Here is a 23350-nt window from a genome sequence, read left to right as displayed (position 1 = left end):
CATTCACCTTTGTTTTAGTTCACGTTTGTAGGGCTTAATGCCGTTACTTGTGTTTGTTTTATTGTTGTTGTTAATTGTTCGAAGTCTTTGATCCCAACACCGACTTGGGTCACCGCCAAAGCGGATAGGGCCGTGGCAAAGGCCAGCCCTTCGCTAACGGGCATCACCTGCATGCAAGCCCATGTTAGGCCGGCGACTAACGTGTCTCCGGCGCCCACGGTGCTTTCCACGGGCATGACGGGGGCTTTCGCTTGATAGAGTTGTCCTTGAAACACACCAAGCAGGCCTTGTTCACCGCGAGAGACAATCACATTGCTCACCCCGCGTTGGTTGAGCTGCCTAATGGCTTCAAGAAGATCATTTGACGTATTCACATCGCGATCCAGTATGAAGGCGAGCTCCTCATCATTGGGTTTGATAAGCCAAGGTTTGGCTTCAATACCCGCTAACAGCGCCGCTCGACTGCTATCAAAAACGACTTTCTTACCCATCGACTGGAGCCGTTCAATCCATTTTGCACATTGTTGCGGCGATACCCCTGGCGGCAGGCTGCCGGCAATCACAAAATACTCGTGTTGCTTGGCGAGTTCGAATAAGGTGGTTTCAAAGCGGGCGATATCGGCTTGGCTTATCGAGGCGCCAGGAAAATTGATGTCTGAAACAGAGCGCTCTTTATCGACTAATTTGACATTGACTCGTGTGGCGCCGTCGACTTCGATAAAGGCATCATGCAGGCCGAGCGATTGAAATAAATCATCAAATTGAGCGCGGTTTTCTCGACCTAAAAACCCGGTGACGGTCACTTTGGCGCCCAACTCGCACAACACTTTAGCGACATTGACCCCTTTACCAGCAGGGTGCAACGTGCTGCGGTTGACGAGATTGACGGCCCCTGGCGTGAGCGTATCCAGCTCTCCGGTAAGATCTAAAGCGGGGTTGAGGGTAATGGTTACCACTTTATCGGTCATTGATGTGTGACTGGTCATGATAACTCCTACGCCTCACCAAGGCCTTGTGAAATAACCTTGCCAATCGCATCGAGCGCTTCAGCGGCGTCTTCACCTTGAGCGGTGAACTGCAGTTGATGCCCTTTGAGAACGCCCATCGCGATCACTTTCATCAAACTCTTGGCATTGACGCTTTTGTTGTCGCCATTGAGGTTGGCAACTTGAATTTTGGCTTGGAAACGCTTCGCTTCAGCAACCAACATGGCACCGGGTCTGGCGTGCAGGCCGTGGGCATTATTGATGGTAAACACCGCGCTGTGTGCGTTGTTATCGTCATGGGATGCTGAGGCAGATTGGGTGTCGCCTGCCGGCACTTGGCCTTGCAATGTTGCCACCACATCGGCTTTATTGGTTTGATTGAACAAGGTTTCTTGGTGCTTGTTCCACAACAGTTCAACCACATTGTTTAATTGAGGAAGCAAAGCATCCGCTTGGCCGGCAAGTATCAGCAGCCCCTTCACTTCTTTTTGTTGATGCGTAAAGGCCTTAGCGACGGAAACAAAACTGGCTGCAGGTTGAGTGACGTGCTGATCAGAATGCATTAACCACAATCCGTTCCCGAGGTGGGAGGGCGCACAGTCAATCGCATTAGCGACAAATGTCGCGGTGACACATTGCTGATTTTTTAATAATCCGGCCCCAGCGACACTGAGCTGTAGCATGTCGTCGGCAGGAAACGACAAAGCGATCAGCGACTCATCTAGGTGGCAGGGCAGGGCGGCATTGCCTTGTAAAATCTCGATCAGCTGTTTGCTATCGGTGGCGTTTTTTAGTTGCTCATCGATGCCATCGGCACTTAATACTTTGGTCAATTGTTTTAAAATGGATAGATGTTCATCCGATTTAGCCGCAATACCTATGGCCAGATACACGGTGTTGCCATCGTGCCAATCGACGCCATTCGGAAAGTGGAAAATACTCACTCCGGTTTTGATCACCTTGTCACGGGTTTGTGTGGTGCCGTGTGGAATTGCAATACCATTGCCAAGGTAGGTCGAGCTCTGTTGTTCACGCTCGAGCATGCCATTGACGTATCCGGGCTCAACAAGTTGTCTTTGTTGTAATTGGTGAGCGATATTTTTAATCGCCGCCAGTTTATTACTCGCGCTTTGGCCCAGAGTGATGTCATCGGAAGTTAAAGTCAGCATAGTTGCCTCTCGTAGTACAAATAGATGGCCGCAAACCCATGCCGCCACCAAGAATAACTTTACCTATCACAGTAAAAATCGAATGCTGAATCGATTCAGCATTGAGATAAAAAATTTTTCATTCTCAAAAAGAACAATCCATTCCCCAACGCATCGAACACAGAGAAGCCTAAAACAAGGCAAAGTTAACATCAAAACGGCGATGTCCTCACTTTTATCTCGCTGCTGAATCGTTTCAGCTTTTATACTGAACCGATTCAGCTTATAATGCAAATTCTGTTTTCACTTGGCATTGATATCTATGATCATGCGCACACTTTAAAGGATCGTTTATTATGACATTGGATGAAATTGCCAAACTCGCCGGCGTATCGAAAACCACCGCCAGTTATGTCATCAATGGCAAGGCGCAGCAATATCGAATCAGTGCAAAAACGCAACAAAAAGTCATGGCGGTAGTCAATGATCACAACTACCAACCAGATAGGGCAGCCAGTTCACTAAGAGCAGGACACTCACGTTCTTTTGGCTTAATTATTCCCGATCTTGAAAACAGCAGTTACGCAAAACTGGCCAAGCTACTCGAATACAACTCGCGCCAAGCGGGTTACCAAATATTGATAGGCTGCTCTGATGATGACAACGAACGCGAGAAAGAAGTCGCGCAGGCTCTAGTTAGCCGTCGTATCGATGCATTGCTCGTTGCCAGCACCATGCCCGACGCCAGTGATTTTTACCTAGCAATACAAAAACTCGGTACCCCCGTTATCGCTATCGACCGCCCTTTAGATGATGAGTTTTTTGCTTGTGTGGTCAGCGAAGACAATCAGGGTGCTTATCAGTTAACGCAATCGATATTGTCACCGTCGATCAAAACCGTTGGACTCATTGGCGCCTTACCTGAATTGACGATTTCTAAAGAGCGCCATCTCGGTGTGGAGAAAGCAGTGCGCCAGGCGGGTAAGCAATTGCAAGTCGCTTATGGAAAGCACTTTGATCGCCGTGAGGGTTCAGCGCTGTTCGCACAATGGCTTGAGCAAGGCACACTGCCCGATGCCGTGATGACCACATCTTATACCTTACTCGAAGGGGTATTAGATGTGCTGGTGGATCACAATACGCTCAGTCATCAACTGCCCATTGCCACCTTTGGTGATAATCGCTTGTTGGACTTTTTGCCGTTTAAAATTAATTCGTTATCACAGCAATTTGAGTTAATCGCCGACAGCGCCACAGAGTTGGCCATCAATGCCTCGGCTAAGCGTTACCACACCGGGGTTGAATTTATTGCGCGCCAGTTAATTCGTCGGCGTTGATGTTAAGCGCGATGCGAACGAAATCTTATGTAAGCGTCAAGCGAGCCAACGCAAGTGGCAGAACGCCGCGCTTTTTTAACCATCAACGTGAAAACAATCAATGTGAAAGAGTATGCTTTTGCAACGTTGAACTATCGCTTAGTGTTGTATTGTTAACTGAAAGCAACACAGTGAGATTGACAGATACGGGTATTGATATCGTTTGAGTGGCGTTCAATGTTATACTGAACCTATCGCATTAATTGAGAGTTATCATGCAACACGAAATCCCAGAAGAAGACGCTATCGAAATTGAAGCCCTTGGCGTTGAAGTCAGCAGTCAACCGATAGAGCTTTACAAAGTGCTCAAAATGGCCAATGTGGTCAACGGCGGCGGAGAAGCCAAACACTTTATTGGCGAAGGCTATGTGGCGGTTAATGGCGAATTGGAAACCCGCAAACGCCGAAAAATGTACGATGGTGATTTTTTGGAGTTTGATGGTGAGTATTACGTCGTGGTGTGTGATAGCCCTGTTGAAGAGCCGGCTCAATCCACCTCATCTGTAGAAGATGGCGACGATTTTGATGCACCGGTTTCGCACGTATCTTTAGCAGCGCCCGCGGATAAGCAAGACAAGCACAAGCGTTCTAAAGCCGCGCAACAAAAACGCACGTCGAAAAAAAGCCGCTCAGCGTCGAAAAAAGGGCCGTCTAACAAAGCACAGTCAGCGTCTTCGTCATCAGCGGCGTCTTCATCACCTTCTGATGGTTCACAACGCGCCTCGACCGGACGCAAAGCTCCTGGTTTTTTGTAAGCCCGCTTTTGACACTCAGTGACGAGGCAAGCTTGCAATTAAGCCAAGGCCTATTGAACTCGAGTGATAAACCTTTGAATTCACGTAATAAAAAAGACCCCAGTTCACGGCGCGTGACTGGGGTCTTTTGATGCTAGCTATTGAGGTAGATTGATATATCAGTCTGCAAAGGCCAAATCGAGAATGCGTTTGCTAACGTCTAAATCAATGCGGCTATGCTCACCCAAGGCGGTCATGTTGTGCGCTTTTAACTGTTTGAGAACGTTGTCGATCGCTTGTGCTTGGTCGGTGTCGTAATCGGCCACGCGAATCGGCATGTCGAGCGAGAGATACAGTTTTTCGATGGCGTTAATGGTTTGCTCTGCAAGATCGTCGGCATCGGCTAGCCCAAAGACTTCTTTGCCCAATAATTCAAGCTTGTCTTTTTTGCTCTCAAGTGTCACACGTAACAGAGACGGTTGGATCATCGACAGCGAACGCGCGTGGTCAGTGCCCCACAGAGCCGTTAACTCGTGACCGATCATGTGCGTTGCCCAGTCTTGTGCTACGCCACTGCCAATCAAGCCATTGAGTGCTTGGTTCGCTGCCCACATCAAGTTAGCGCGCCATTGATCATCTTGTTGCTCAAAGTTGTCGGCCAGTTGTTTCAGGGCTTTAAGTAGCGCTAACGCATAGCCATCTTGTACCATGGCCCCAGCAGGGTAGGTGATAAACTGCTCACAAGTATGAACCCAAGCATCGATGACGCCATTGGCTAACTGGCGTTGTGGCAAGGTTTTCATAGTGTCGGGATCCAACACGGCAAACTGAGGCTGTACTTTAGGTGAAAAGAACGGCAGTTTGGTTTGCAGCGCTTTGTTGGTGATCACCGCGCCGGCATTAGACTCAGAGCCCGTCGCCGGAATCGTTAACACCGCACCAATGGGGAGGGCATCGTCGATCTGATAGTCGCCAGTGAGAATGTCCCAGCCATCACCTTGATATAAAGCCGATGCAGCAACGTATTTCGAACCATCAATAACAGAACCGCCGCCAACAGCCAGAATGTAATCGGCTTGCTGCTCTTTGATCAAAGCGACTGCTTTATCTAAGGTTTCTTTGGTTGGGTTGGGCTCAATACCTGAAAACTCAATCCATTGGTGGTCACTTAGCGCTTGCTCAACTTGTTGGTAAACCCCATTGCTTTTAATTGACCCACCGCCGTATAAAACAATGACTTTTTTATCAAGCGGGATCTCTTGCGCAATGTTGCTGATTTGCTGTTGGCCAAAGAGAATTTTTGTAGGGTTGTGGTAACTAAAATGCATAACTTCACTCACTTATTTTTGTATCACTAAGGGAGAGTTAAACACGGATACTGGATTGAACCCGCTGGTTTAACTCGACAGTGTGAGTGCATAATAGCGTTTGGAGTTGGCATTATTAAGGCGGGTTTCGCCAAAATAATTGCCTATTTCTACAAAAGTGATAATTTTCACTGGTAGGTTTCTTCATGCCGCTTTAGGCTGTGACGACTCGTTCTTGACGCGGTAAGGTGTTTGTTGTCTTTTCATTGCTAAGCACCAGACACGTGTTTTGTTTCATTTTTTCCGGTAGGACCATGACACCGTTATGCTGAAATTTGATCATTATTTACACCAATATTTATTACGTCATCAGCTCAGTCATCTAGAAGGCAATTGCCACACCGAGATTGAGGGGGTGTCGATTTATCGCAGCACACGCGGCCATGAGCGCCAGCCATTGTTGTATCAATCGGGGATTATTGCTTTGGCAGCAGGTCGTAAAACGGTGTTCGGGGGCGGGCAACGTTTTCAGTACAGTGCCAATGATTATTTGGTGGTTGGCGTGCCATTGCCATTAGAGTGTGAAGCCGTGTGTGATGGTGAGCAGGCGCTGATGGGGATTGCCGTCAACTTTACACGCGCGCGGTTAATGCGTTGTGTCAGCCGTTTGGAGCAGTTGGGCTTTTGTGCCCCAGCCAAGCAAAAAGACCCGCTGTGTGGTTTACACTGCCGCGCAAAAGATGGTGAGATCAACGAGATTTTGCTCCGGATTGCCAAAACGCTCAATCATCCCCTGACCGCACAATTGATTGGCGAAGCCTTAGTGGACGAGTTGCTATATCAAGTGTTGATGCATGAAAGTGGTGCGGCCTTGATCAATCTTGCTCGACAAGAAGGCAAGGCATCAAAAATTGCCCGCAGTTTGGATTATATTCATCGCCATTACGCCGAGCCACTTACGGTCAACTTTTTGGCTCAGGAGGTCGGTATGAGTGTTTCGGCTTTTCACACCGCGTTTAAATCGGTCACTTTTTTGCCGCCGCTGCAATACTTAAAACAAGTGCGCCTTAATAAAGCCAAGGAGTTGATTCAATTGCAGGGTAAACGAGTCAGTGAAGCCGCGGTATTAGTGGGTTACCAAAGCAGCTCACAGTTTAGTCGTGAATTTAAACGCCAATTTGCTCATACTCCCGGTGCCATGGCAGAGCGGGAGTATCCAGTCGCAAGCTAGAAGCAAAAAACGACGAGAAGCGTTAGAACTGGTAGTGCTCAGGAATGATAACAATGCCTTTGTCCGAAATCTGAAAGCGCTTGCTATCTTCTATTGGGTCAAATCCGATCGTGGTATTGGCCGGGATTTTGACGTGTTTGTCGATAATACAGCGAGAAATTTGGCAATTTTCACCCACTTCGACGTCATCGAGTAAAATACTGTCAGACACGGTGGCACTGTCTTGAATACGAACATTGGCGGACATGATCGAGTGATGAACCGATCCCCCCGAGTTGACCACGCCATTGCAAATGATGGAATTGATAAAAATGCCTTCATTTCCCGAGCCCGATGACACGGTGCGCGCTGGAGGCAATTGGCGCTCATAGGTCCGGATTGGCCAATTCTTTTGGTATAAATTCATCGGTGGGATAGGTTCAAGCAAATCCATGTTCGCTTGGTAATAGTCATCGATATCGTTGATGTCACGCCAGTAACTGTCTTTGTCGACACGGCCTTTTTTACCCGAGAATTGGTATGCAAAAACTTGATTTTGCGCGACTAAATGAGGAATGATGTCTTTGCCAAAATCGTGTTGAGAATCTGGATTTTGCGAGTCGGCTTCTAGCAGTTCAAGCAAGATATCCATGTCAAACACGTAGATCCCCATCGAAGCCAAACAAGCCTGTGGCTCCTCGGGTAAGGTGGCCGGTCGACGAGGCTTTTCGGTAAATGAAGTCACTCGACTGTCGTTATCGATACCAAGAATGCCAAACTCGCTGGCCTTTTCCGCCGCGACTTTCATGGTAGCAATGGTCATTGCGGCGCGGTTTTCTTTGTGCTCTTCGACCATGGCCGCGTAGTCCATGCGATAAATGTGATCGCCTGAAAGCACCACCACGTATTTCGCTTCGCTGCGGGTCAGCAGCCAATCGTTTTGGTAAATGGCCTCAGCGCTACCGTCGTACCATTTGCCGTTTTTAGGCCTTTGCGGTGGAATGGCCGTCACGTATTCACCCAACTCGGGGTTAAAAATAGACCAGCCATCGCGCAAATGCTTTTGCAAGGAGTGGGATTTATTTTGCGTCAATACGAGGATTTTGCGCAGCCCTGAATGCAGGCAATTGGTGAGTGTAAAGTCAATAATTCGGTATTTTCCGCCAAAAGGCACAGCGGGTTTGGTGCGGTCGTCGGTTAATGGGCTAAGCCGAGAGCCCACTCCACCAGCCAGTATGACGGCGAGTGTATCTTGCATCACGTTCTCTCTTTTTTTCGTATATTTATCGTGTTAACAAGAGCAAAAAAGCAAATTTAATGCCAGAAGTCATTGTTTGATAATGGTTAAGCCAGAGTTGACCACATCATAATGCACTTATCTTTATCATTGATCAATCTGGAGAATCGATAATTTGGGCTAACTCGAAGTTTGAGAAAAAAGTGACCTTGGGCTGGGGGAATATAAGATCAAGCCGAGTCAGTGGTGAGGGAAAAAGCGGAGTTTTTATTATTTTTATGAAATTAATTTTATATTCAAGTAATATTCTTATTGATAAAAATCCCCGATTGCGCTTACCAAAGGGGTCGCGCAATCGGGATTCGCGTAATAGACGGTAAACCGCGATGCCGAACACTGTGAACAGTCGAGTACGGTGTTCGCAGTCGAGGTCAATTTACAGTGTAAAACTAACGTTCCCAGTAGGCTTCTTCGAGGCTGTCTTCGCGTTCTGGCAACGACTGACTGAGGCGAGGCGAGTGCTGTAGTAATACTTGGTAACTGACTCGGTTGGCGTATTTACAGATTTGCGACAAGGACGAGTACGTTAAACATTTAACACTGTGCTTGTGTGAGTCTGGCACTTTTTGCGCGTGAAAAACATTGGCGGAAATGTCGTGGAGCAAAGCCGATAATGCACCATCACCGGCGCCATTGGTGTTTTTGATTTTGAGTGGTCCGCCGAGGTAAGGGCCGATATGAGAGTAGACTTTAACGGGCTTTGCGCAATCGGCTTTTAACATACTGCGGCTAAACTCGTGGCGGTTGTAGGCCTCGATTGGCCCGTTTTGGATGTCGTGACGCGTTTCTCTTACAGACTCTTCATCGCAATATCCCGCCATGTATAAGCCGTTCTCGCCAGCGGTACACAACACCAAATCAACCCATTCAAGCGCTTTATCGGCGGCCAAAAGTGGGTTTGATTCACCGGTTAACGCTAAACCCTCTTCTTCGTTCATGGCAACAACAGTGACGTTGTCACTTATGAATTGTTGCCAAAATTGTGGGTCTTTTTCTATCACGTATTTGGTGCCTAAGGTTAGCACCACGGGAACTTGGTTGGCTTTTGCATATTCAATTGCCTGCATTACCGCTTGTGGCATTGGATCCTCTTTTTCACCGCGCAGCAGATATGAGGAAAGGACCAGTGCAGACGCTCTAGAAAAGATGCCTTCGGGAATAGCGTCAGGCTGTAATTGGTTCATCGCACCCACGTTAATAGCAAAGGTTCGCTCACCGTCTGGCGTGATCAAGGTATAGCAACGGCCAATCGCGCCTTCTACGGTTTGTAGGTGGTTGAGATTCATGCGCGAGGAGGTTTTACACAGGTAACTGTAGGCGTAAGAGCCGACCTCAATGTTTTTCGACATGACGCCGAGTAACACTGATTTACTGTCGGCGATCACCGAGTAGTTGTGCAAGGTGTTACCTATGGTGCCACCTGGGTGCTGATGGGTAATTAAATGTTGCTGTTGAAGTTCTTGGTAGAGTTGCTCGGCTTTCTCATGAGGCAAAACTAATGAGTGACCTTTACTGAGTTGGTGACGCGCCAGGAAAGCATCGTCGACGTTGGCTTCGATATCGACCATGGTTTGACCAATGCCAATCACAATCGGCCGCGGTGTTTTGTCAAATGGCAAAACATGAGAGGCATTTAAAGGACGAGATGACGAAGGAAAATAGTGTTTTGATTTGCGTTGACCGGGGAACTTCATGATAACAGGCTTTGGAAAAAAACAGGCGCGCAATATAGCACAGATTTACGCAAAGGGGATGAATAAAGATCTTAATCACAAAATTGGTTATGCTTAGCTCATCATCAAAGGCCAAGGAATGCAAATGCCAGATCCAAAGTTAGAAAAAGTATACGAATATTTGATCAATGATGAAGACGCCAGGGCTTGTCGTGCGATTTCAGATAGCGCCTGTAAAGTGGTGCCGGGCAATTTCATTAAGATGGTGGTCGCGCAATTTTTTACCAAGCTTGGTGATGCCCTCATTAATCCGAAAGTGACCTTGCCATGGATCATGCAAAGTATTGGTGTACCGGCATCGTTTATTGCGTGGTTAGTGCCGATCCGTGAATCGGGATCCTTGATACCGCAATTGGCCATTGCCAGCTTGATCAGGCAAATGCCACTGAGAAAATGGCCTTGGGTCGTCGGCGCGCTGATTCAGTCGTTGTCTGTACTCGGGATTGGCCTGGTTGCCTTATTATTTACCGGGGCAACCGCCGGGACACTGATTATCCTATTGCTGGTGATCTTCAGTTTAGCAAGGGGACTAAGCTCAGTGGCAGCCAAAGACGTCCTTGGCAAAACCATCCCCAAAAAACAGCGCGGGCAAGTCAATGGGTGGTCGAGCAGCAGTTCAGGCTTAGTCACTCTAATGCTGGCCGGGGTGATGGCTATCTCTTATTTTGTCGACTGGCAAGGCAATGGTGTCTTTTATGCGTTGAGCTTGATTGGCGCGGCTGCGGTATGGTTGTTAGGCGCGGGGGTATTTAGCCTCATCAAAGAAGAGCAAGGCGAAACGGACGGGGGCAAAAACGGGCTGCTCGAAGCGTTGAAACAATGCCGATTACTGTGGACCGACAAGGTGTTCTTTCAGTTTGTCTTGGCGAGAACCTTGCTGTTGAGCACCGCACTGAGTGCACCGTATTACGTTTTACTGGCCCATCAGAAAATCGGTAACCAAATGTGGTTATTGGCTTTGTTTATGTTTGCCAGTGGCATGGCCTCTTTGTGCTCAGGGCCGTTTTGGGGGCGCTTTGCCGATCAGTCGAGTCGTAAAGTCATGATGCTAGGCGCGAGCTTGAGTGGATTGATCGGTATTGGTTTGTTTGTCATCGCCCAACTGGCCCCCCAATGGTTGGCATTAAGCGGTTTCCTGCCCATACTTTATTTTGGTATTTGTATTGCTCACGATGGCGTACGCGTCGGTCGCAAGACGTACTTGGTGGATATGTCTGAAGGCAACACGCGCACGACCTATGTCGCCGTCTCTAATACGGTCATTGGCGTGATGTTATTACTGATGAGCTTTTTGGGATTGTTGACCGAGCTACTGGCTTTGCCGAGTTTAATTGTCTTGTTTGCTGTCTTTACCTTTGTCGGGGTATTGGTCACGAATAAATTGCCAGAGTTGTCTCAATAACACCGCTTTTTTACATGGCTTTAGCACCATCGCCTAACTCGAGCGCAGTAGGCTTGGTATTGGTCGCCAAACTTTTGCTTGAGCAGGGCTTCTTCTGGAGCGATTTGAAAGGTGTTGAGGTATGCGACAAACACAAAGCAGGAGAGCAGGCTCAAAGGCGATGATAAGGTATAACTATAAGCGAATAAAATCAGGGCGAGGCTGAGGTACATCGGGTTGCGTGAGTGAGCGTAAATGCCGTCCTCAATCAAATAACGCGTGCGTTCTATATGGTGTGGGTTGATTGTCGTTTTGTGTTTGATAAAGGGAATGAGGGCGGCAATCGCAATTGTGACGGCAAAAATCAGTGTCACCACAGCGACAAGTGTTTGCCGTGGCATTGCCCAACTCAACCCTTTGATATGGCTTAACCCGTAAGCAATAGCGGCACAAATCAGTAGCAGTACCGGGGGCGGGATCAGGAGCGCGAGCCTTGTGATGGCGAATGTTGGTTTTTCGTTGCCTTGATTCATAGTGGTGTGTCCTTGTTTGCGATTTTGGTGCGTGTCCCCGATTGCGTTTTTAATGCGTGTCCTGTTGGCGATTTTGGTGCGTGTCCCGATGAAGCCTGTCCTGATGAAGCCTTGTGTGTCAGATCACTATATCGAGCAGCAAGTGGTTGGCAGCGCCGATTACCGTTCTTTATCATGATAAATATCAATACAGGGAATCATGCTTGCGCTTATACCAATATATATCAAGGTTAAGTGCAATGGGTGAAAAATGGGCAAGTTTAAAGTTCAAGTGATTGGGGCGATATGCGGTTTTATCGTCATGACTATTTTGGTTCTGACGACAATGAGTTACATGGCATACAAAGAAGAGAGTGTGCTGCTTACCAAAGAAATATTACAACAAAAAAACGCCACCGTCCGCGCTGAGTTACATGAGCGCTTTCAGCACTTAAAAGCCTTGTTGTCGTCTGTCGCTATTAAAGAGCAAGATTTTACCGCATCGGGATTGAGCCCAGAGGCCAAACTCGCGCTTCAACCTCTTAACACCGTATTAGACAAAGCCAGCTCTGGGGTTTATGTCGTCAGACGCAGTGGTGAGATTTATGATCTCGAAAGCAAATTGGATTTTAATGTCCAAGCCTTGCAGCGGCCTTATTACACCGCGGTCTTTCAACTTGGAAAAAACGATTATTTTTCTGAGCCTTACTTGTCTAAAACCACGGGCAAGTTAGTCGTCGGTGTGATTGTTAAGGTCAATCGTGATATTGCCATCTTATCGAGCGTGTTTCTTGATGATTTATTGGGATCGGCTCGCCAGCGCGATGACTTATTCATTTATACCAGCAAAGGGTTGATCGTTCACGCCCCTTACCCAGAGTACATTGGTCAAAAAATTCAAGACAAAAGACCGACCTATCAAGCGTTCAGCACACAAAATCAGCAACTTCATTATTCCGCCGAGGTCAATGACCAATCGGTTGACTTTACCGCTTTTTGGGGCGAGTTTGCCATCAACGGCTGGCAATATGTGAGTTTTGTCCGCGATGAGACCATTGAAGCAGACGCCAATTATCAATTAATCCGCGCTTTGGTAACCGGTGGCTTCATGCTGCTATTTTCCTGTGTGATGAGCAGTTGGTTAATCAACAAATTGGTGCTGAAACCCGTCGGTGGCGAGCCAAAGGCCATCGAAGCCATGATAGCGAAGATGGCTCAAGGCGATTTTCGAATGCCAGACAGCGGTGACAATGACGTTAACAATCAAACTGGTATTTATCATTCAACGTTGTCGCTGAATCATCAATTGCGCCAACTCATCAGTAATACTCATGCTATTTCAGAGCAAGTCACCAGCGCAACGGATCACTTAACCAACGCCATGGAGCGCAACAAAGACAACGGGCAAGATGAATTGGCGCAAGTCGAGCAAATTTCAACGGCGGTCACTGAACTCTCTTCTACCTCACAAGAAATGAGTCAAAAAGCCATCAGTGCAGAAGAGCAAGCCATGCAAGCAAGAGGATTTGTCGAGCAGGGCAAGCAAAAAGTGGAAGAAAATATTCAACTCAATAACAGTGTGCATCAATCGTTTACTGAGACCGCTCAATTGATCGATGAACTGCGTCAATTTGCGATAGAGATTGACAGCGTGACCGAAGTGATTAACGCGATTTCTGAGCAAACGAATTTACTCGCGCTCAATGCCGCCATTGAAGCGGCGAGGGCGGGAGAGCACGGTCGAGGATTTGCCGTGGTGGCGGATGAGGTGAGAAGTTTGGCCTCGAAAACCCAGCAATCGACGGTGAATATTCAACAAATCATTGAAAAACTGCAGAGTCAGTCGCAAAAAGCCCAGCAAAATATGCAGCACAACATGAGATTAATTGGTCAATCGGTTGATCTCACCAATGCGATTGATGACAGTTTTCAAGCTATTTTTGCATCCGTTAGCGCGATTTCTGATGTCAATACCTTAGTGGCGACCTCGTCACAAGAGCAATATCACGTTACCGAAGATATTGCGCTCAATACCACCAAGGCGCACGACTTAGTCCATCAAAATGTGGCGTTAATTGAGAAGACGTTGCAGTCGTGCAAAGCTTTATCCGATGCTGCTGAGCGTCAAAAAAAGGAGTTGGGTTTGTTTAAAATAGTTTGAGGATTGAAGGAACGTCTAGAGAATAGGCTCAGAGGAGAGGCTCTGAGCCCTAGGTGGCGTTTAAAGACCAAAAAAGCGGACAAACTGGCGGTATTTGTCGGTTTCTAATGCCAAATCGGCGCGATAAAATTGGATCCTATCTCCAGGGCGGGCTTGGCCGAGTTTCATTAGACTGAGTTTAGAGACACAACCAATTTTGGGGTAGCCGCCGAGAGTTTGACGGTCATTGAGTAAAATGATCGGCTGGCCATTCGCGGGCAGCTGGATGGCGCCCAACGCGATCCCTTCTGAAATCACACCATCGCCGTGACCTTGAATCGGTTCGCCTTCTAAGAACGCCCCCATACGATTGCATTGCTGCGTTAAGGTGTAAGGCTTTTGGTAGAGTACGCGTTTGGTGTGATCGGAAAAGTCCTTGGCCTGGTAAGATTCGATCACGGCGATGTTGAGCGTACTGTCATAGTGACGAGTGAAGTGGCGCTCGACCCATTGCGCTTTGTCGATGCTTGAGGAAGCGGGGCGCTGCTGAAGAATATCGCCTTTATTCAGCGCTTCTCCTGGGTGGCTAGGGTGGCCGCCTAATTGGTTGCGAACCACGGTCGCTGCGCTGTTAAACACGTCCGCGCCGACAAATCCCCCTTCGATGGCTAAATACGCGCGCATGCCGCTTCGGGCGACTGATAAGGATAAGGTTTGACCTTTTTTGAGCAAAAAACTGCGCCAATTGTGCAGTGGCTTGCCATCGATATCCGCTGGCATCGGCGCGCCAGTGAGCGACAACCAACAATCTTTTAGCGCTTTAAAGGCGGCATTACCTAAGGTAATTTCCAACGTTGGGCTGGATATGTCGTTGCCCAATAAGCGATTGGCCCAGCAATAAGCATGCAAATCCATCGGTCCACCACAGCTGAGTCCCATTTGCGCTACCCGATAACGGCCGGTGTCTTGAATGAGAGTTTGCATGCCCGGCTTCACGGTTAATAATGCCTTCATACTTGTCCTCCCATTTGCAAAAACGTGGCGCGGTCGATGGCTTCAAAGCGAATGGTATCACCGACTTTGAACGGCATCATCGGCTTGGCATCGATGTCGAATAAATCGATTGGGCAGTTGCCGATGATCTGCCAACCGCCGGGGGTGTCTAAAGGATAAACCGCCGTTTGTTGATCGGCGATGCCCACACTGCCTTTTTTCACCTGCAAACGCGGTTTGGCGTGGCGAGGCGTGGCTATGGCGGGGTCTACTGAGCCAAGAAACGCAAACCCCGGCGCAAAGCCAATGGCACAGACGGTGTATTCTTGGCCGGTGTGCTTCTCGATGACTTGATCGACCGAGAGGCCTTTTTGCTTGGCCAAGGGTTCGAGATCCTCTGCTACATCAGGGTGGTAATAGACGGGCAGCGTTAGGGTGTTCGCGGTGGCGTTCAGCGGCGATGTGGCAAAGCTTGGCCAGTGCGCTTCACACCATGTGGTTAAACTGGCGAGGTCGACTTTCAGCGGGTGATAGTCGATCAAGATCGAGGTGTAAGAGGGGATCACATCGAAAATGGCCTCGCCAAACTGGGCTTCGATGGCGTCGGTAAATCTCGCCAAGCGTGCAATGAGCGAGAGGTTGATTTCGTCGCTCACATAGACAATCAGCGACGATTCAGAGACAGGTAAGATCTTCATTGGCATTGGTCAATCAGTTGGCGCAGTTGGTAAACGGTGTTGATCGATTCTTGATTATCACCGTGAACACAAACGGTATCGGCTTGCAACGCTAAGGTTTGCCCGTCGATGGTGGTGACGGTCCCTTGTGTCACTAACTGTTTGACTTGGTTGATGATAAGTTCTGGCTCATGATACACAGTACCTGGCAATTGCCTAGACGCTAACGTGCCGTCCTCGGTATAGGCCCGATCGGCAAAGGCTTCGAACAATAGGGGAACCTGGTGTTGATCAGCAATGGCTTGATAGGCTTGATTATCCGCTTTAGCGAGGATCATTAACGGCAAATCAAATTTTGCTTCAGCGATGGCTTCGACAATGGCGCGATAAATATCGGCATTGACCATCATGTCGTTGTAGAGTGCGCCGTGGGGCTTGATGTAAGTGACGCTTGTGCCGTAGAGCTGACATAGGCCGATCAAAGCACCGACTTGATAAGTGAGCGCGTGTTTGATTTCGTCCAAGGTGTGGGGGATAGAGCGTCGACCGAAACCTTTTTTGTCGTCGTAGCCAGGGTGAGCACCGATACTGACATTGTGTTTGATCGCGCGTTGTATGGTTTGCGCCATGATGTCTGGATCGGAGGCGTGAAAACCACAGGCGACGTTGGCCATATCGATATGCGGCATGACCGCTTCATCCATTCCGACTGACCAAATGCCAAAACTCTCGCCTAAGTCACTGTTTAATTTCATTATCAATATCCTTATCCTGTTGTCACGAGACTGACCTTAGTCTCTTACAATCCATCCAATACCGCCACGCTACACACGCAATAGCCCTGTTTTGGGCGCGGTTTATTGCGTACAGGTGAATGGCGCATCGTCCGTTTTTTCGCCAACAAATGCAAAGTGCATTTAAATTAAATCGTAATTACTTTTTAATTGTTGTCAAACTGTTTATTTGCAGGTAGGGTAAAAATGTCGTATTTATGACCAGTGCCGCAGCGATATCATCAAATTCATCAATAAGCGTCGCGCACGCTTACTGAACGTTGTTTGCCCGTCGGCTCGGTTAATATGGAAAGGAAATTCGCCAAGGACACTCTAAGGAGAAGGCAATGAAATGCTCTAAATGGAACAAGTCACTACTCGCGTTAACGTTACTCAGTGCCAGCAGTGCCTACGCAGAAACGCGTTGGGATATGGCCACCCCTTACCCTGATGCCACTTACCACACACAAAATATCGTTGAATTTGCTAAAGAAGTGAAAGCGGCGACCGATGGGGAACTCAACATCGTGGTTCACACCGGCTCGTCTTTGATCAAACACCCTGAAATTGCGCGTGCGGTTAAAACGCGTCAGGTGCAAATTGGCGAAGTCTTCATTGGCATTTTGGGCAACGAAGCCCCCATTTATAAGTTGGATAACCTGCCGTTTCTCGCCACCAACTTTGATCAAGCGAAGGCCTTGTATGACGCTTCCAAGTCGGCGTTAGAAGCTCAGTTAAACAAAGATGGCATGATGCTGCTTTACTCGGTGCCATGGCCACCGCAAGGGATTTACAGCAAGCAAGCGGTGGTGGATGTCGAGGACATGAAAGGGGCCAAAATGCGTGCTTACAGCCCAACTTTGTCTCGCTTGGCTGTGTTGCTCGAAGCCACGCCAACCACAGTACAAAATGTCGAAATTCCTCAAGCTTTCTCGACCGGAATTATCGACATGATGATCACCTCTTCCACCACAGGGGTTAACTCTCAATCCTGGGATTACCTCAGCTATTACAACGACGTGCAAGCTTGGATTCCCAAAAACATGGTGATCGTCAATCAGCGCTCCTTTAAGCGTTTGCCAAAAGAAGTGCAAACTGAACTCCTAAATGCAGCGAAAAAAGCCGAGCAGCGCGGTTGGCAAATGGCCGAAGAAGAAACCGTGTCAAAAACTCAAGGGCTTGCTAAGAACGGTATCGAAGTGTCACAGCCAAATGAAGGGCTTAAAGCCTCGCTGCAAGACATCGGTGCTGTGATGGCCAATGAATGGAAAGAAGAAGCTGGCGCGACCGGATCTCAGGTTCTCGACAGCTATTATCAATCACAGCAATAATTCTGTGATCATACAGCAAACGGGCGCACGGCGTGAGCTGAGCGCTCGCTTTGTTGCTTTTTAAATGGCTTTCAAGCCTTTATCACAGACCTTTATCACAGACTAAGTGAGTTGCGCAGTGTTAAATAGCCTGTATTCAACAAGTGATAAACGGCACAAGTCAGAGAATGACGAAAGAAGACCCGTTATTTACGTCATGGGTGTGCCGCAGCAACCCGAGACTAAAAACAAGTAACGAGAACCACAATAACGCAGAACAGGGAGTTCGATGATGCGTGATGGATTGGATAAATTGTACCGCTGGTCGGGCGCAGTCTCCGGGCTGTGTATTGTTTTAATTTGCCTTATTATTTTGGCCCGAGTCGTGGGGCGCTGGTTTGGCGTCGCTATTCCATCGAGTGAAGATTTGGCCGGCTATCTGTTGGCTTCTGCGAGTTTTCTCGCCTTGGCCTACGCCTTTCGCCAAGGGGCACATATTCGTGTCAGCTTGTTTACCCAGCGGCTTGGGGCGCGTTATTTGCGTATCGTTGAATCCTTAGTCTTGCTGTTTGCCTCTGTGTTGTCGGTTTATTTGAGCTATCAGCTTGGCTACATGGTCTATGAATCTTGGTTATTTGACGATGTTACTCACGGCTATATTCCGATGCCCTTGTGGTTAGTGCAATTCCCTACCGCCTTGGGGGCGCTGTTGTTTGCCGTATCGGTGGTGGATACGTTAATTCGTTACCTGACCGGCGCAGAAGCGATTCCCGCCTCAGATGAAGAACAACTCGTACAGCAAAATACGATATCAGGAGAAGGCCAATGAATGAGTTAATGATTGGCGTAATAGCCCTGATCGTCCTATTTACCTTACTGGCGGGCGGCACCTGGATCGCCTTGTCTTTGGTGTCTGTCGGCATTGTCGGCATGAGCTTACTGGGCAATCAATCGTTTGGCCTTATCTATGCCACCACGACATGGGGCGCGATTTCAGATTGGTCATTGGCCGCCTTGCCCTTGTTTATTTGGATGGGCGAGATTTTGTTTCGCACTCGCTTGTCTAAAGACTTGTTTGAAGGCCTGACCCCTTGGCTCAATCGAGTGCCTGGCTCGTTGTTACACGTCAATATTCTCAGTTGTGGCATGTTTGCCGCCGTGTCGGGCTCGTCGGCGGCCACTGCAGCGACGATCGGCAAAATGACCCTGCCAGAATTAAAGCGCCAAGGGTTTGATGACAAGATGGCGATCGGTACTTTAGCCGGCTCAGGCACGTTGGGGCTTTTGATCCCGCCATCGATTATTTTAATTGTTTACGGCGTGTCGGCAGAAGTCTCGATTGGCCGTCTGTTCATCGCCGGAGCCATCCCCGGGATCATGCTGTTGGCGATGTTTGTGGCGTTTACCATTTATTGGTCATTAGCCCACCCTAGAATTGCCCCTAAATCCACCATTCAATACACTTGGGCGGATAAGGGCAAAGCCTTGGTCAAATTGATCCCTATCTTGTGTTTGGTGGTGTTTGTTTTAGGCTCAATTTACGGCGGGATCACCACGCCAACAGAAGCGGCCTCATTTGGGGTGTTAGGGGCATTGATTCTCGCGCTTACCAGCCGTACCTTGACCTTAGACACCTTTGTCCAGAGTTTGATGGGGGCGGTGAAAACGTCCTGTATGATCATTTTTATTTTGGCGGGAGCGGCCTTTTTAACCGTGGCGATGGGCTTTATCGGCTTGCCGAGAATGTTGGCAGAGCACATTGCACTTCTCGAATTATCTCCATACATGCTGTTGTTTTTCCTAACCATTTTGTTTGTCGTTCTCGGGTGTTTTCTCGATGGGATCTCGGTAGTGGTATTGACGACGTCCGTCGTATTGCCCATGGTGACCCAAGCGGGTATCGACCCTCTGTGGTTTGGTATTTACATTGTGCTGGTGGTCGAAATGTCGCAAATCACCCCTCCGGTTGGCTTTAACTTGTTTGTGATCCAAAGTTTGACCGGCAAAGATATCTTATATGTGGCCAAAGCGGCACTGCCCTTTTTCTTTGTGTTAATGTTGGCGGTGGTGGTGGTGACGGCGTTTCCACAGTTGGTCACCTGGCTACCGATGACAATGACGAAATAACTAAGAGAACGGGAGAATGGTCTATGAATGAGCCAGTGACTAAAAGGCCGATTGTCTCTTCTTCACACCTTGCGACAGCAGAGGGGATGGCACTCAGTGAATTTGAATACGCCTTAACTATGATGAACAATGCCTTTCATCGTTGGATGCAATCTTGCAGTAGCGCCACCGGGATTTCTGAGCTGAGTCCGCTCGATATTATGGTGGTGCACAATGTGTATCATCGCGAGCGTCCTAAGCGCATCGCCGATGTGGCCTTTACGCTGAATATTGATGATTTGCACACGGTGTCCTATTCGGTGCGCAAACTGGTTAAGCTTGAACTAGTACAAGGTCGGCGCCAGGGCAAAGATACTTTTTATTCGGTGACGGAAGCCGGGGAAGATTTTTGTAACCGCTACAAAGAAACCCGCGAGCAGTTGTTGGTCGATGCGATTAAAAAGCTCGGCATGGATGAACAACTCGGTGACATTGCCAGCGCGATGCGGACGTTATCGGGCTTTTACGATCAAGCCTCTCGGGCGGTGCGATCGCTGTAAAAGTCGTCGGATCATGCAGTTTTTGTTATTTAACTGCATGATTTTTAACCTTGTGCTATACTCTACCGTGTGATTAGAAACACAGGGGAAAAACTATGGCTCCAGGTGCGAAAGACCTTAAGGAAGATGAGTTATATATCGCATTAATAAGCATACATGGATTGATAAGGGGCACAGATTTAGAATTAGGCCGAGATGCCGATACCGGCGGCCAGACCAAATACGTAGTCGACTTAGCCAAAGCGCTGGGTAAAAACCCGCAAGTGAGCAGAGTGGAGCTGATCACCCGTCGTATTCAAGACCCGCATATCGATGCAATTTACTCCACGTTCAGTGAATCCCTCAACCAAGGTAGCCGGATCGTTCGCATTGATGGCGGCCCTTCAGAAACCTATTTTGCCAAAGAAAAACTTTGGGATTATCTCGACAGTTTTGCCGATAACTTACTCGATTATTTTCGCCAGCAAGACCGCATGCCCGACGTGCTGCACAGCCACTATGCCGATGCCGGTTACGTCGCGACAAAATTGCACTTACAAACGGGGATCCCACTGGTGCACACGGGCCATTCGTTGGGCCGAGATAAGCGAAAACGTTTGTTAGCCAGCGGCATGAGCCGGCAGCAAGTTGAAGAAAAATATAACATTTCTCAGCGTATTTATGCCGAAGAAAGCGTGCTCGCCAACGCGGACATGATCATCACCAGTACCCATCAAGAAATCAGTGACCAATACGACCTCTACGACTTTTACAAACCCAATGCCATGAAGGTGATCCCGCCCGGGACGTCATTGGATGATTTTCACCCGCCGCAGTTAGGTGAGCCAGTTTCGGAGATCCGAAAGTCGATCAGTCGCTTTCTCGACGACGCGGACAAACCGATGATCTTGGCCTTGTCGCGCCCTGATCCGCGAAAAAACATCGCCTCCTTACTCAAAGCGTATGGTGAGAATCCTACGTTACAAGAAAAAGCCAACTTGGTGATCATTGCCGGCAATCGCGACGATGTGCGCCAAATGGATGAAGGAGCTCAAAGCGTTTTGAGCGAGTTGATGGTGCTGATCGATGTCTACGATCTGTACGGCAAAGTCGCGTTGCCCAAGCACCACCTTTCCGAAGAAGTACCCATGATTTATAAAATGGCTGCCAATTCGATGGGGGTGTTCGTCAATCCAGCGCTGACTGAGCCCTTTGGTTTGACTTTGCTCGAAGCGGCGGCCTGTGGGTTGCCGTTTGTCGCAACCGAAAACGGTGGTCCTGTCGATATTGTGCACAACTGTCAATGCGGCTTGTTGGTCGACCCTTTAAACGTCACTCAGATTGGCGAGTCTATAGAATCACTGTTAACTGACCCCGACAAGTGGCGTCAATATTCACAAAACGGCATTAAAAATGTCGCAGAGCAATATTCTTGGCAGCACCACGCCAAACAGTACCTCAAAGAAGTCAAACGCCTTGCTTCGACGCCGGCGACGGTTATTGCCCAAGATGAAATTCGTTTAGCCTCGCGTCATGTCCCACGAATGCTGGTGTCGGGGTTAGATCGCACCTTGCTTAGCCCGCAAAGTGATGGCTTACAAGATTTTTCTAAGCTGATGAAAAGCAAGCGCAAAGAGTGTGCGTTTGGCATTGCCACAGCGCGGCCTTTAGACAGTGTGTTGGCGGTGATGAAAAAGCACGGCTTGCCAAAACCGGATATTTTGATCTGCAGTTTGGGCACCGAAATTTATTTTTCTCGCGAACTCAACCCAAGTACCGATTGGCGACAGTACATAGATCACAACTGGAATAGCAAAGCGATACGGCGCATCTTGTCGAAGTTTAAAGGCCTGAAACGCTTGCCTCAAGACCAGCAAAGCAAGTTTAAATTAGCCTACGAAATGGTCTCCGATGAGGTGACCTACGAGGACATTGTTGCCGCCCTTCGCAAGGAAGAACAAACCGTTAATGTGTTTTTGTCTAATGAGCGTTTTATTGATGTGCTGCCCGTACGAGCCTCGAAAGGGTTGGCGCTTCGCTATGTGGCGCGTTTGTGGGAAATCCCACTGCAAAACATTTTGGTTGCAGGCGGCTCAGGGACCGATGAGGACATGCTTGGCGGCAACATGCTCAATGTGATTGTCAATAACCGAAAACACGAACAGCTTTCAGATTACATAGAACAAAAAGCGATTTATTTTGCTGAAAAAAATTACGCCAACGGCATTTTGGAAGCGATAGAGCACTTTGACTTTTTTGGTGCAGGAGAGGGTAATGAGTAATCCACTATTAATTTGTACCGACCTTGATCGCACTTTGTTACCCAATGGCGTGCAGCAGGAATCCCCTGGAGTGAGGGTGCATTTCCACCGGTTAGCGCAAGACCCGAATACCATTATTGTCTATGCCACAGGCCGAGATAAAACATTGGTCGATGAGGCGATCGCACAATATCAACTGCCATTACCTGATTATTTGATTGCCGATGTGGGCTCGAGCATTTATTCCCGTGACGGTGAGCAATGGGTGCAGTGGCAAGGGTGGCGTGAGCGCCTTCGCCAAGATTGGGATGGCTATTCGCGTGAGCAAATGAGTCGTTTGTTTCCCCTTTCTGAGCAGGTGACGGCTCAAGACGAGTTTCATCAGGGCGAGTTTAAATTGAGTTTTATGATCGAACCGGTCGAGGCGTTAGAGGGGGTGTTGGCTGAGTATGAGCAAATCATCCAAGATAACGAGTTACGCTGTCACTGTATTGCCAGTGAAAATGAATATGACAATCACGGTCTGATTGATATTTTACCAACCCAAGCCAATAAGTTGTATGCCTTAGAATACGTCATTGAGCAAATGGCACTCGACCCGAATCAGGTGCTGTTTTCTGGCGACAGTGGCAATGATATTCAAGTATTGGCTAGCCACTTTCCTTCGGTATTAGTGGCCAATGCGACCGAGACCATCAAGAGTAAAGCCATTGCCATGGCCAAACAACAAGGTAACAGTGATGCGTTGTACTTGGCTAAAGGTGAATCGCCAGAGCTCAACGGCTGTTACAGTGCGGGGATCATCGAAGGATTGCATCACTTTTTCCCGCAATTTCGCTTTGAATTAACTTAATGGAGTAAGTATTC

Annotated in this window: 20 protein-coding genes and 1 pseudogene; 12 read left to right on the top strand and 9 right to left on the bottom strand. The window is 48.3% G+C overall.

Translation table 11 applies throughout. The features are described from left to right. Positions 1–14 precede the first annotated feature (14 nt). On the bottom strand, positions 15–968 hold the full coding sequence (gene pfkB / locus AB0763_RS17120) for a 1-phosphofructokinase (RefSeq protein ID WP_306099910.1): 954 nt from the start codon (positions 966–968) through the stop codon (positions 15–17). 26 nt (positions 969–994) lie between these two features. After that, positions 995–2155, bottom strand: coding sequence for a fused PTS fructose transporter subunit IIA/HPr protein (gene fruB / locus AB0763_RS17115; protein WP_306099659.1), 1161 nt, complete (start codon positions 2153–2155; stop codon positions 995–997). 335 nt (positions 2156–2490) lie between these two features. Between fruB and cra the strand changes: the two genes are divergently transcribed. Then, positions 2491–3471 (top strand): catabolite repressor/activator, encoded by a 981-nt coding sequence (cra, locus tag AB0763_RS17110; RefSeq protein WP_306099658.1) that lies wholly within the window; start codon positions 2491–2493, stop codon positions 3469–3471. A 254-nt stretch (positions 3472–3725) separates the two neighbouring features. Further along, positions 3726–4265, top strand: coding sequence for an RNA-binding S4 domain-containing protein (locus tag AB0763_RS17105; RefSeq protein ID WP_306099657.1), 540 nt, complete (start codon positions 3726–3728; stop codon positions 4263–4265). 158 nt (positions 4266–4423) lie between these two features. Here the strand turns inward: AB0763_RS17105 and AB0763_RS17100 are convergent, their stop codons facing one another. Beyond that, entirely contained in the window at positions 4424–5572 is a 1149-nt protein-coding gene (locus AB0763_RS17100) for an iron-containing alcohol dehydrogenase (RefSeq protein WP_306099656.1), read from the bottom strand. A gap of 304 nt (positions 5573–5876) precedes the next feature. On the opposite strand from AB0763_RS17100, the gene AB0763_RS17095 reads away from it, so the two are divergent. Next, positions 5877–6782 carry an AraC family transcriptional regulator gene (locus AB0763_RS17095; protein ID WP_306099655.1) on the top strand — a complete coding sequence of 302 codons (906 nt, stop codon included), beginning with the start codon at positions 5877–5879 and terminating at the stop codon, positions 6780–6782. A 22-nt stretch (positions 6783–6804) separates the two neighbouring features. Here the strand turns inward: AB0763_RS17095 and glgC are convergent. Beyond that, positions 6805–8028: pseudogene (glgC, locus tag AB0763_RS17090) on the bottom strand (glucose-1-phosphate adenylyltransferase); the annotation flags it as partial. A 419-nt stretch (positions 8029–8447) separates the two neighbouring features. Next, positions 8448–9752 (bottom strand): inosine/guanosine kinase, encoded by a 1305-nt coding sequence (locus tag AB0763_RS17085; protein WP_306099654.1) that lies wholly within the window; start codon positions 9750–9752, stop codon positions 8448–8450. Between the two features lie 124 nt (positions 9753–9876). On the opposite strand from AB0763_RS17085, the gene AB0763_RS17080 reads away from it, so the two are divergent. Beyond that, positions 9877–11193, top strand: a complete 1317-nt coding sequence (locus AB0763_RS17080) for an MFS transporter (RefSeq protein ID WP_306099653.1) — start codon at positions 9877–9879, stop codon at positions 11191–11193. Between the two features lie 20 nt (positions 11194–11213). Here AB0763_RS17080 and AB0763_RS17075 read toward each other — a convergent pair whose 3' ends face one another. Next, the gene (locus AB0763_RS17075) at positions 11214–11705 is read right to left on the bottom strand and encodes an isoprenylcysteine carboxylmethyltransferase family protein (RefSeq protein WP_306099652.1); all 492 of its coding nucleotides are present in this window, start codon (positions 11703–11705) and stop codon (positions 11214–11216) included. Positions 11706–11757: 52 nt separating this feature from the next. On the opposite strand from AB0763_RS17075, the gene AB0763_RS17070 reads away from it, so the two are divergent. Both AB0763_RS17070 and AB0763_RS17065 read left to right on the top strand, forming a co-directional pair. Further along, the gene (locus AB0763_RS17070) at positions 11758–11883 is read left to right on the top strand and encodes a hypothetical protein (RefSeq protein WP_306099651.1); all 126 of its coding nucleotides are present in this window, start codon (positions 11758–11760) and stop codon (positions 11881–11883) included. A gap of 72 nt (positions 11884–11955) precedes the next feature. Then, positions 11956–13845 (top strand): methyl-accepting chemotaxis protein, encoded by a 1890-nt coding sequence (locus AB0763_RS17065; RefSeq protein WP_306099650.1) that lies wholly within the window; start codon positions 11956–11958, stop codon positions 13843–13845. Between the two features lie 60 nt (positions 13846–13905). Here the strand turns inward: AB0763_RS17065 and AB0763_RS17060 are convergent, their stop codons facing one another. The 3 genes from AB0763_RS17060 to AB0763_RS17050 are packed head-to-tail and all read right to left on the bottom strand — an operon-like array spanning position 13906 to position 16249. Beyond that, complete coding sequence (locus tag AB0763_RS17060) at positions 13906–14838, bottom strand: biotin-dependent carboxyltransferase family protein (RefSeq protein WP_306099649.1); 933 nt, start codon at positions 14836–14838, stop codon at positions 13906–13908. Then, complete coding sequence (gene pxpB / locus AB0763_RS17055) at positions 14835–15521, bottom strand: 5-oxoprolinase subunit PxpB (RefSeq protein WP_306099648.1); 687 nt, start codon at positions 15519–15521, stop codon at positions 14835–14837. Before pxpB ends, AB0763_RS17060 begins: the two co-directional genes overlap by 4 nt. Next, positions 15512–16249: a 5-oxoprolinase subunit PxpA gene (locus AB0763_RS17050; RefSeq protein WP_306099647.1), complete on the bottom strand. Its 738-nt coding sequence runs from the start codon at positions 16247–16249 to the stop codon at positions 15512–15514. The genes pxpB and AB0763_RS17050 overlap by 10 nt, the downstream gene beginning before the upstream one ends. 365 nt (positions 16250–16614) lie before the next feature. Between AB0763_RS17050 and AB0763_RS17045 the strand changes: the two genes are divergently transcribed. The 6 genes from AB0763_RS17045 (at position 16615) to AB0763_RS17020 (ending at position 23336) form a co-directional block, all read left to right on the top strand. Then, positions 16615–17598: a TRAP transporter substrate-binding protein gene (locus AB0763_RS17045; protein WP_306099646.1), complete on the top strand. Its 984-nt coding sequence runs from the start codon at positions 16615–16617 to the stop codon at positions 17596–17598. Between the two features lie 268 nt (positions 17599–17866). Then, on the top strand, positions 17867–18406 hold the full coding sequence (locus AB0763_RS17040; protein ID WP_306099645.1) for a TRAP transporter small permease: 540 nt from the start codon (positions 17867–17869) through the stop codon (positions 18404–18406). Then, a complete protein-coding gene (locus AB0763_RS17035) occupies positions 18403–19704 on the top strand; it encodes a TRAP transporter large permease (protein WP_306099644.1) in 1302 nt (433 codons plus the stop codon). The genes AB0763_RS17040 and AB0763_RS17035 overlap by 4 nt, the downstream gene beginning before the upstream one ends. 23 nt (positions 19705–19727) lie before the next feature. Next, positions 19728–20243: a winged helix DNA-binding protein gene (locus AB0763_RS17030; RefSeq protein ID WP_306099643.1), complete on the top strand. Its 516-nt coding sequence runs from the start codon at positions 19728–19730 to the stop codon at positions 20241–20243. A 95-nt stretch (positions 20244–20338) separates the two neighbouring features. Then, positions 20339–22504, top strand: a complete 2166-nt coding sequence (locus AB0763_RS17025) for an HAD-IIB family hydrolase (protein ID WP_306099642.1) — start codon at positions 20339–20341, stop codon at positions 22502–22504. Further along, on the top strand, positions 22497–23336 hold the full coding sequence (locus AB0763_RS17020; protein WP_306099641.1) for an HAD-IIB family hydrolase: 840 nt from the start codon (positions 22497–22499) through the stop codon (positions 23334–23336). The genes AB0763_RS17025 and AB0763_RS17020 overlap by 8 nt, the downstream gene beginning before the upstream one ends. Positions 23337–23350 lie beyond the last annotated feature (14 nt).

Origin of the sequence: Vibrio sp. HB236076 (assembly GCF_040957575.1) — a bacterium.
In the GTDB taxonomy this organism is placed as follows: Bacteria; Pseudomonadota; Gammaproteobacteria; order Enterobacterales; family Vibrionaceae; genus Vibrio.
The sequence above is the reverse complement of the archived record's forward strand: the minus strand, read 5'-3'. Positions and strand labels throughout refer to the sequence as shown.

Coding starts and splice junctions, on each gene's coding strand:
- pfkB (WP_306099910.1), bottom strand. CDS start 968: ATGACCGATAAAGTGGTAACCATTACCCTCAACCCCGCTTTAGATCTT.
- fruB (WP_306099659.1), bottom strand. CDS start 2,155: ATGCTGACTTTAACTTCCGATGACATCACTCTGGGCCAAAGCGCGAGT.
- cra (WP_306099658.1), top strand. CDS start 2,491: ATGACATTGGATGAAATTGCCAAACTCGCCGGCGTATCGAAAACCACC.
- AB0763_RS17105 (WP_306099657.1), top strand. CDS start 3,726: ATGCAACACGAAATCCCAGAAGAAGACGCTATCGAAATTGAAGCCCTT.
- AB0763_RS17100 (WP_306099656.1), bottom strand. CDS start 5,572: ATGCATTTTAGTTACCACAACCCTACAAAAATTCTCTTTGGCCAACAG.
- AB0763_RS17095 (WP_306099655.1), top strand. CDS start 5,877: ATGCTGAAATTTGATCATTATTTACACCAATATTTATTACGTCATCAG.
- AB0763_RS17085 (WP_306099654.1), bottom strand. CDS start 9,752: ATGAAGTTCCCCGGTCAACGCAAATCAAAACACTATTTTCCTTCGTCA.
- AB0763_RS17080 (WP_306099653.1), top strand. CDS start 9,877: ATGCCAGATCCAAAGTTAGAAAAAGTATACGAATATTTGATCAATGAT.
- AB0763_RS17075 (WP_306099652.1), bottom strand. CDS start 11,705: ATGAATCAAGGCAACGAAAAACCAACATTCGCCATCACAAGGCTCGCG.
- AB0763_RS17070 (WP_306099651.1), top strand. CDS start 11,758: ATGCGTGTCCTGTTGGCGATTTTGGTGCGTGTCCCGATGAAGCCTGTC.
- AB0763_RS17065 (WP_306099650.1), top strand. CDS start 11,956: ATGGGCAAGTTTAAAGTTCAAGTGATTGGGGCGATATGCGGTTTTATC.
- AB0763_RS17060 (WP_306099649.1), bottom strand. CDS start 14,838: ATGAAGGCATTATTAACCGTGAAGCCGGGCATGCAAACTCTCATTCAA.
- pxpB (WP_306099648.1), bottom strand. CDS start 15,521: ATGCCAATGAAGATCTTACCTGTCTCTGAATCGTCGCTGATTGTCTAT.
- AB0763_RS17050 (WP_306099647.1), bottom strand. CDS start 16,249: ATGAAATTAAACAGTGACTTAGGCGAGAGTTTTGGCATTTGGTCAGTC.
- AB0763_RS17045 (WP_306099646.1), top strand. CDS start 16,615: ATGAAATGCTCTAAATGGAACAAGTCACTACTCGCGTTAACGTTACTC.
- AB0763_RS17040 (WP_306099645.1), top strand. CDS start 17,867: ATGATGCGTGATGGATTGGATAAATTGTACCGCTGGTCGGGCGCAGTC.
- AB0763_RS17035 (WP_306099644.1), top strand. CDS start 18,403: ATGAATGAGTTAATGATTGGCGTAATAGCCCTGATCGTCCTATTTACC.
- AB0763_RS17030 (WP_306099643.1), top strand. CDS start 19,728: ATGAATGAGCCAGTGACTAAAAGGCCGATTGTCTCTTCTTCACACCTT.
- AB0763_RS17025 (WP_306099642.1), top strand. CDS start 20,339: ATGGCTCCAGGTGCGAAAGACCTTAAGGAAGATGAGTTATATATCGCA.
- AB0763_RS17020 (WP_306099641.1), top strand. CDS start 22,497: ATGAGTAATCCACTATTAATTTGTACCGACCTTGATCGCACTTTGTTA.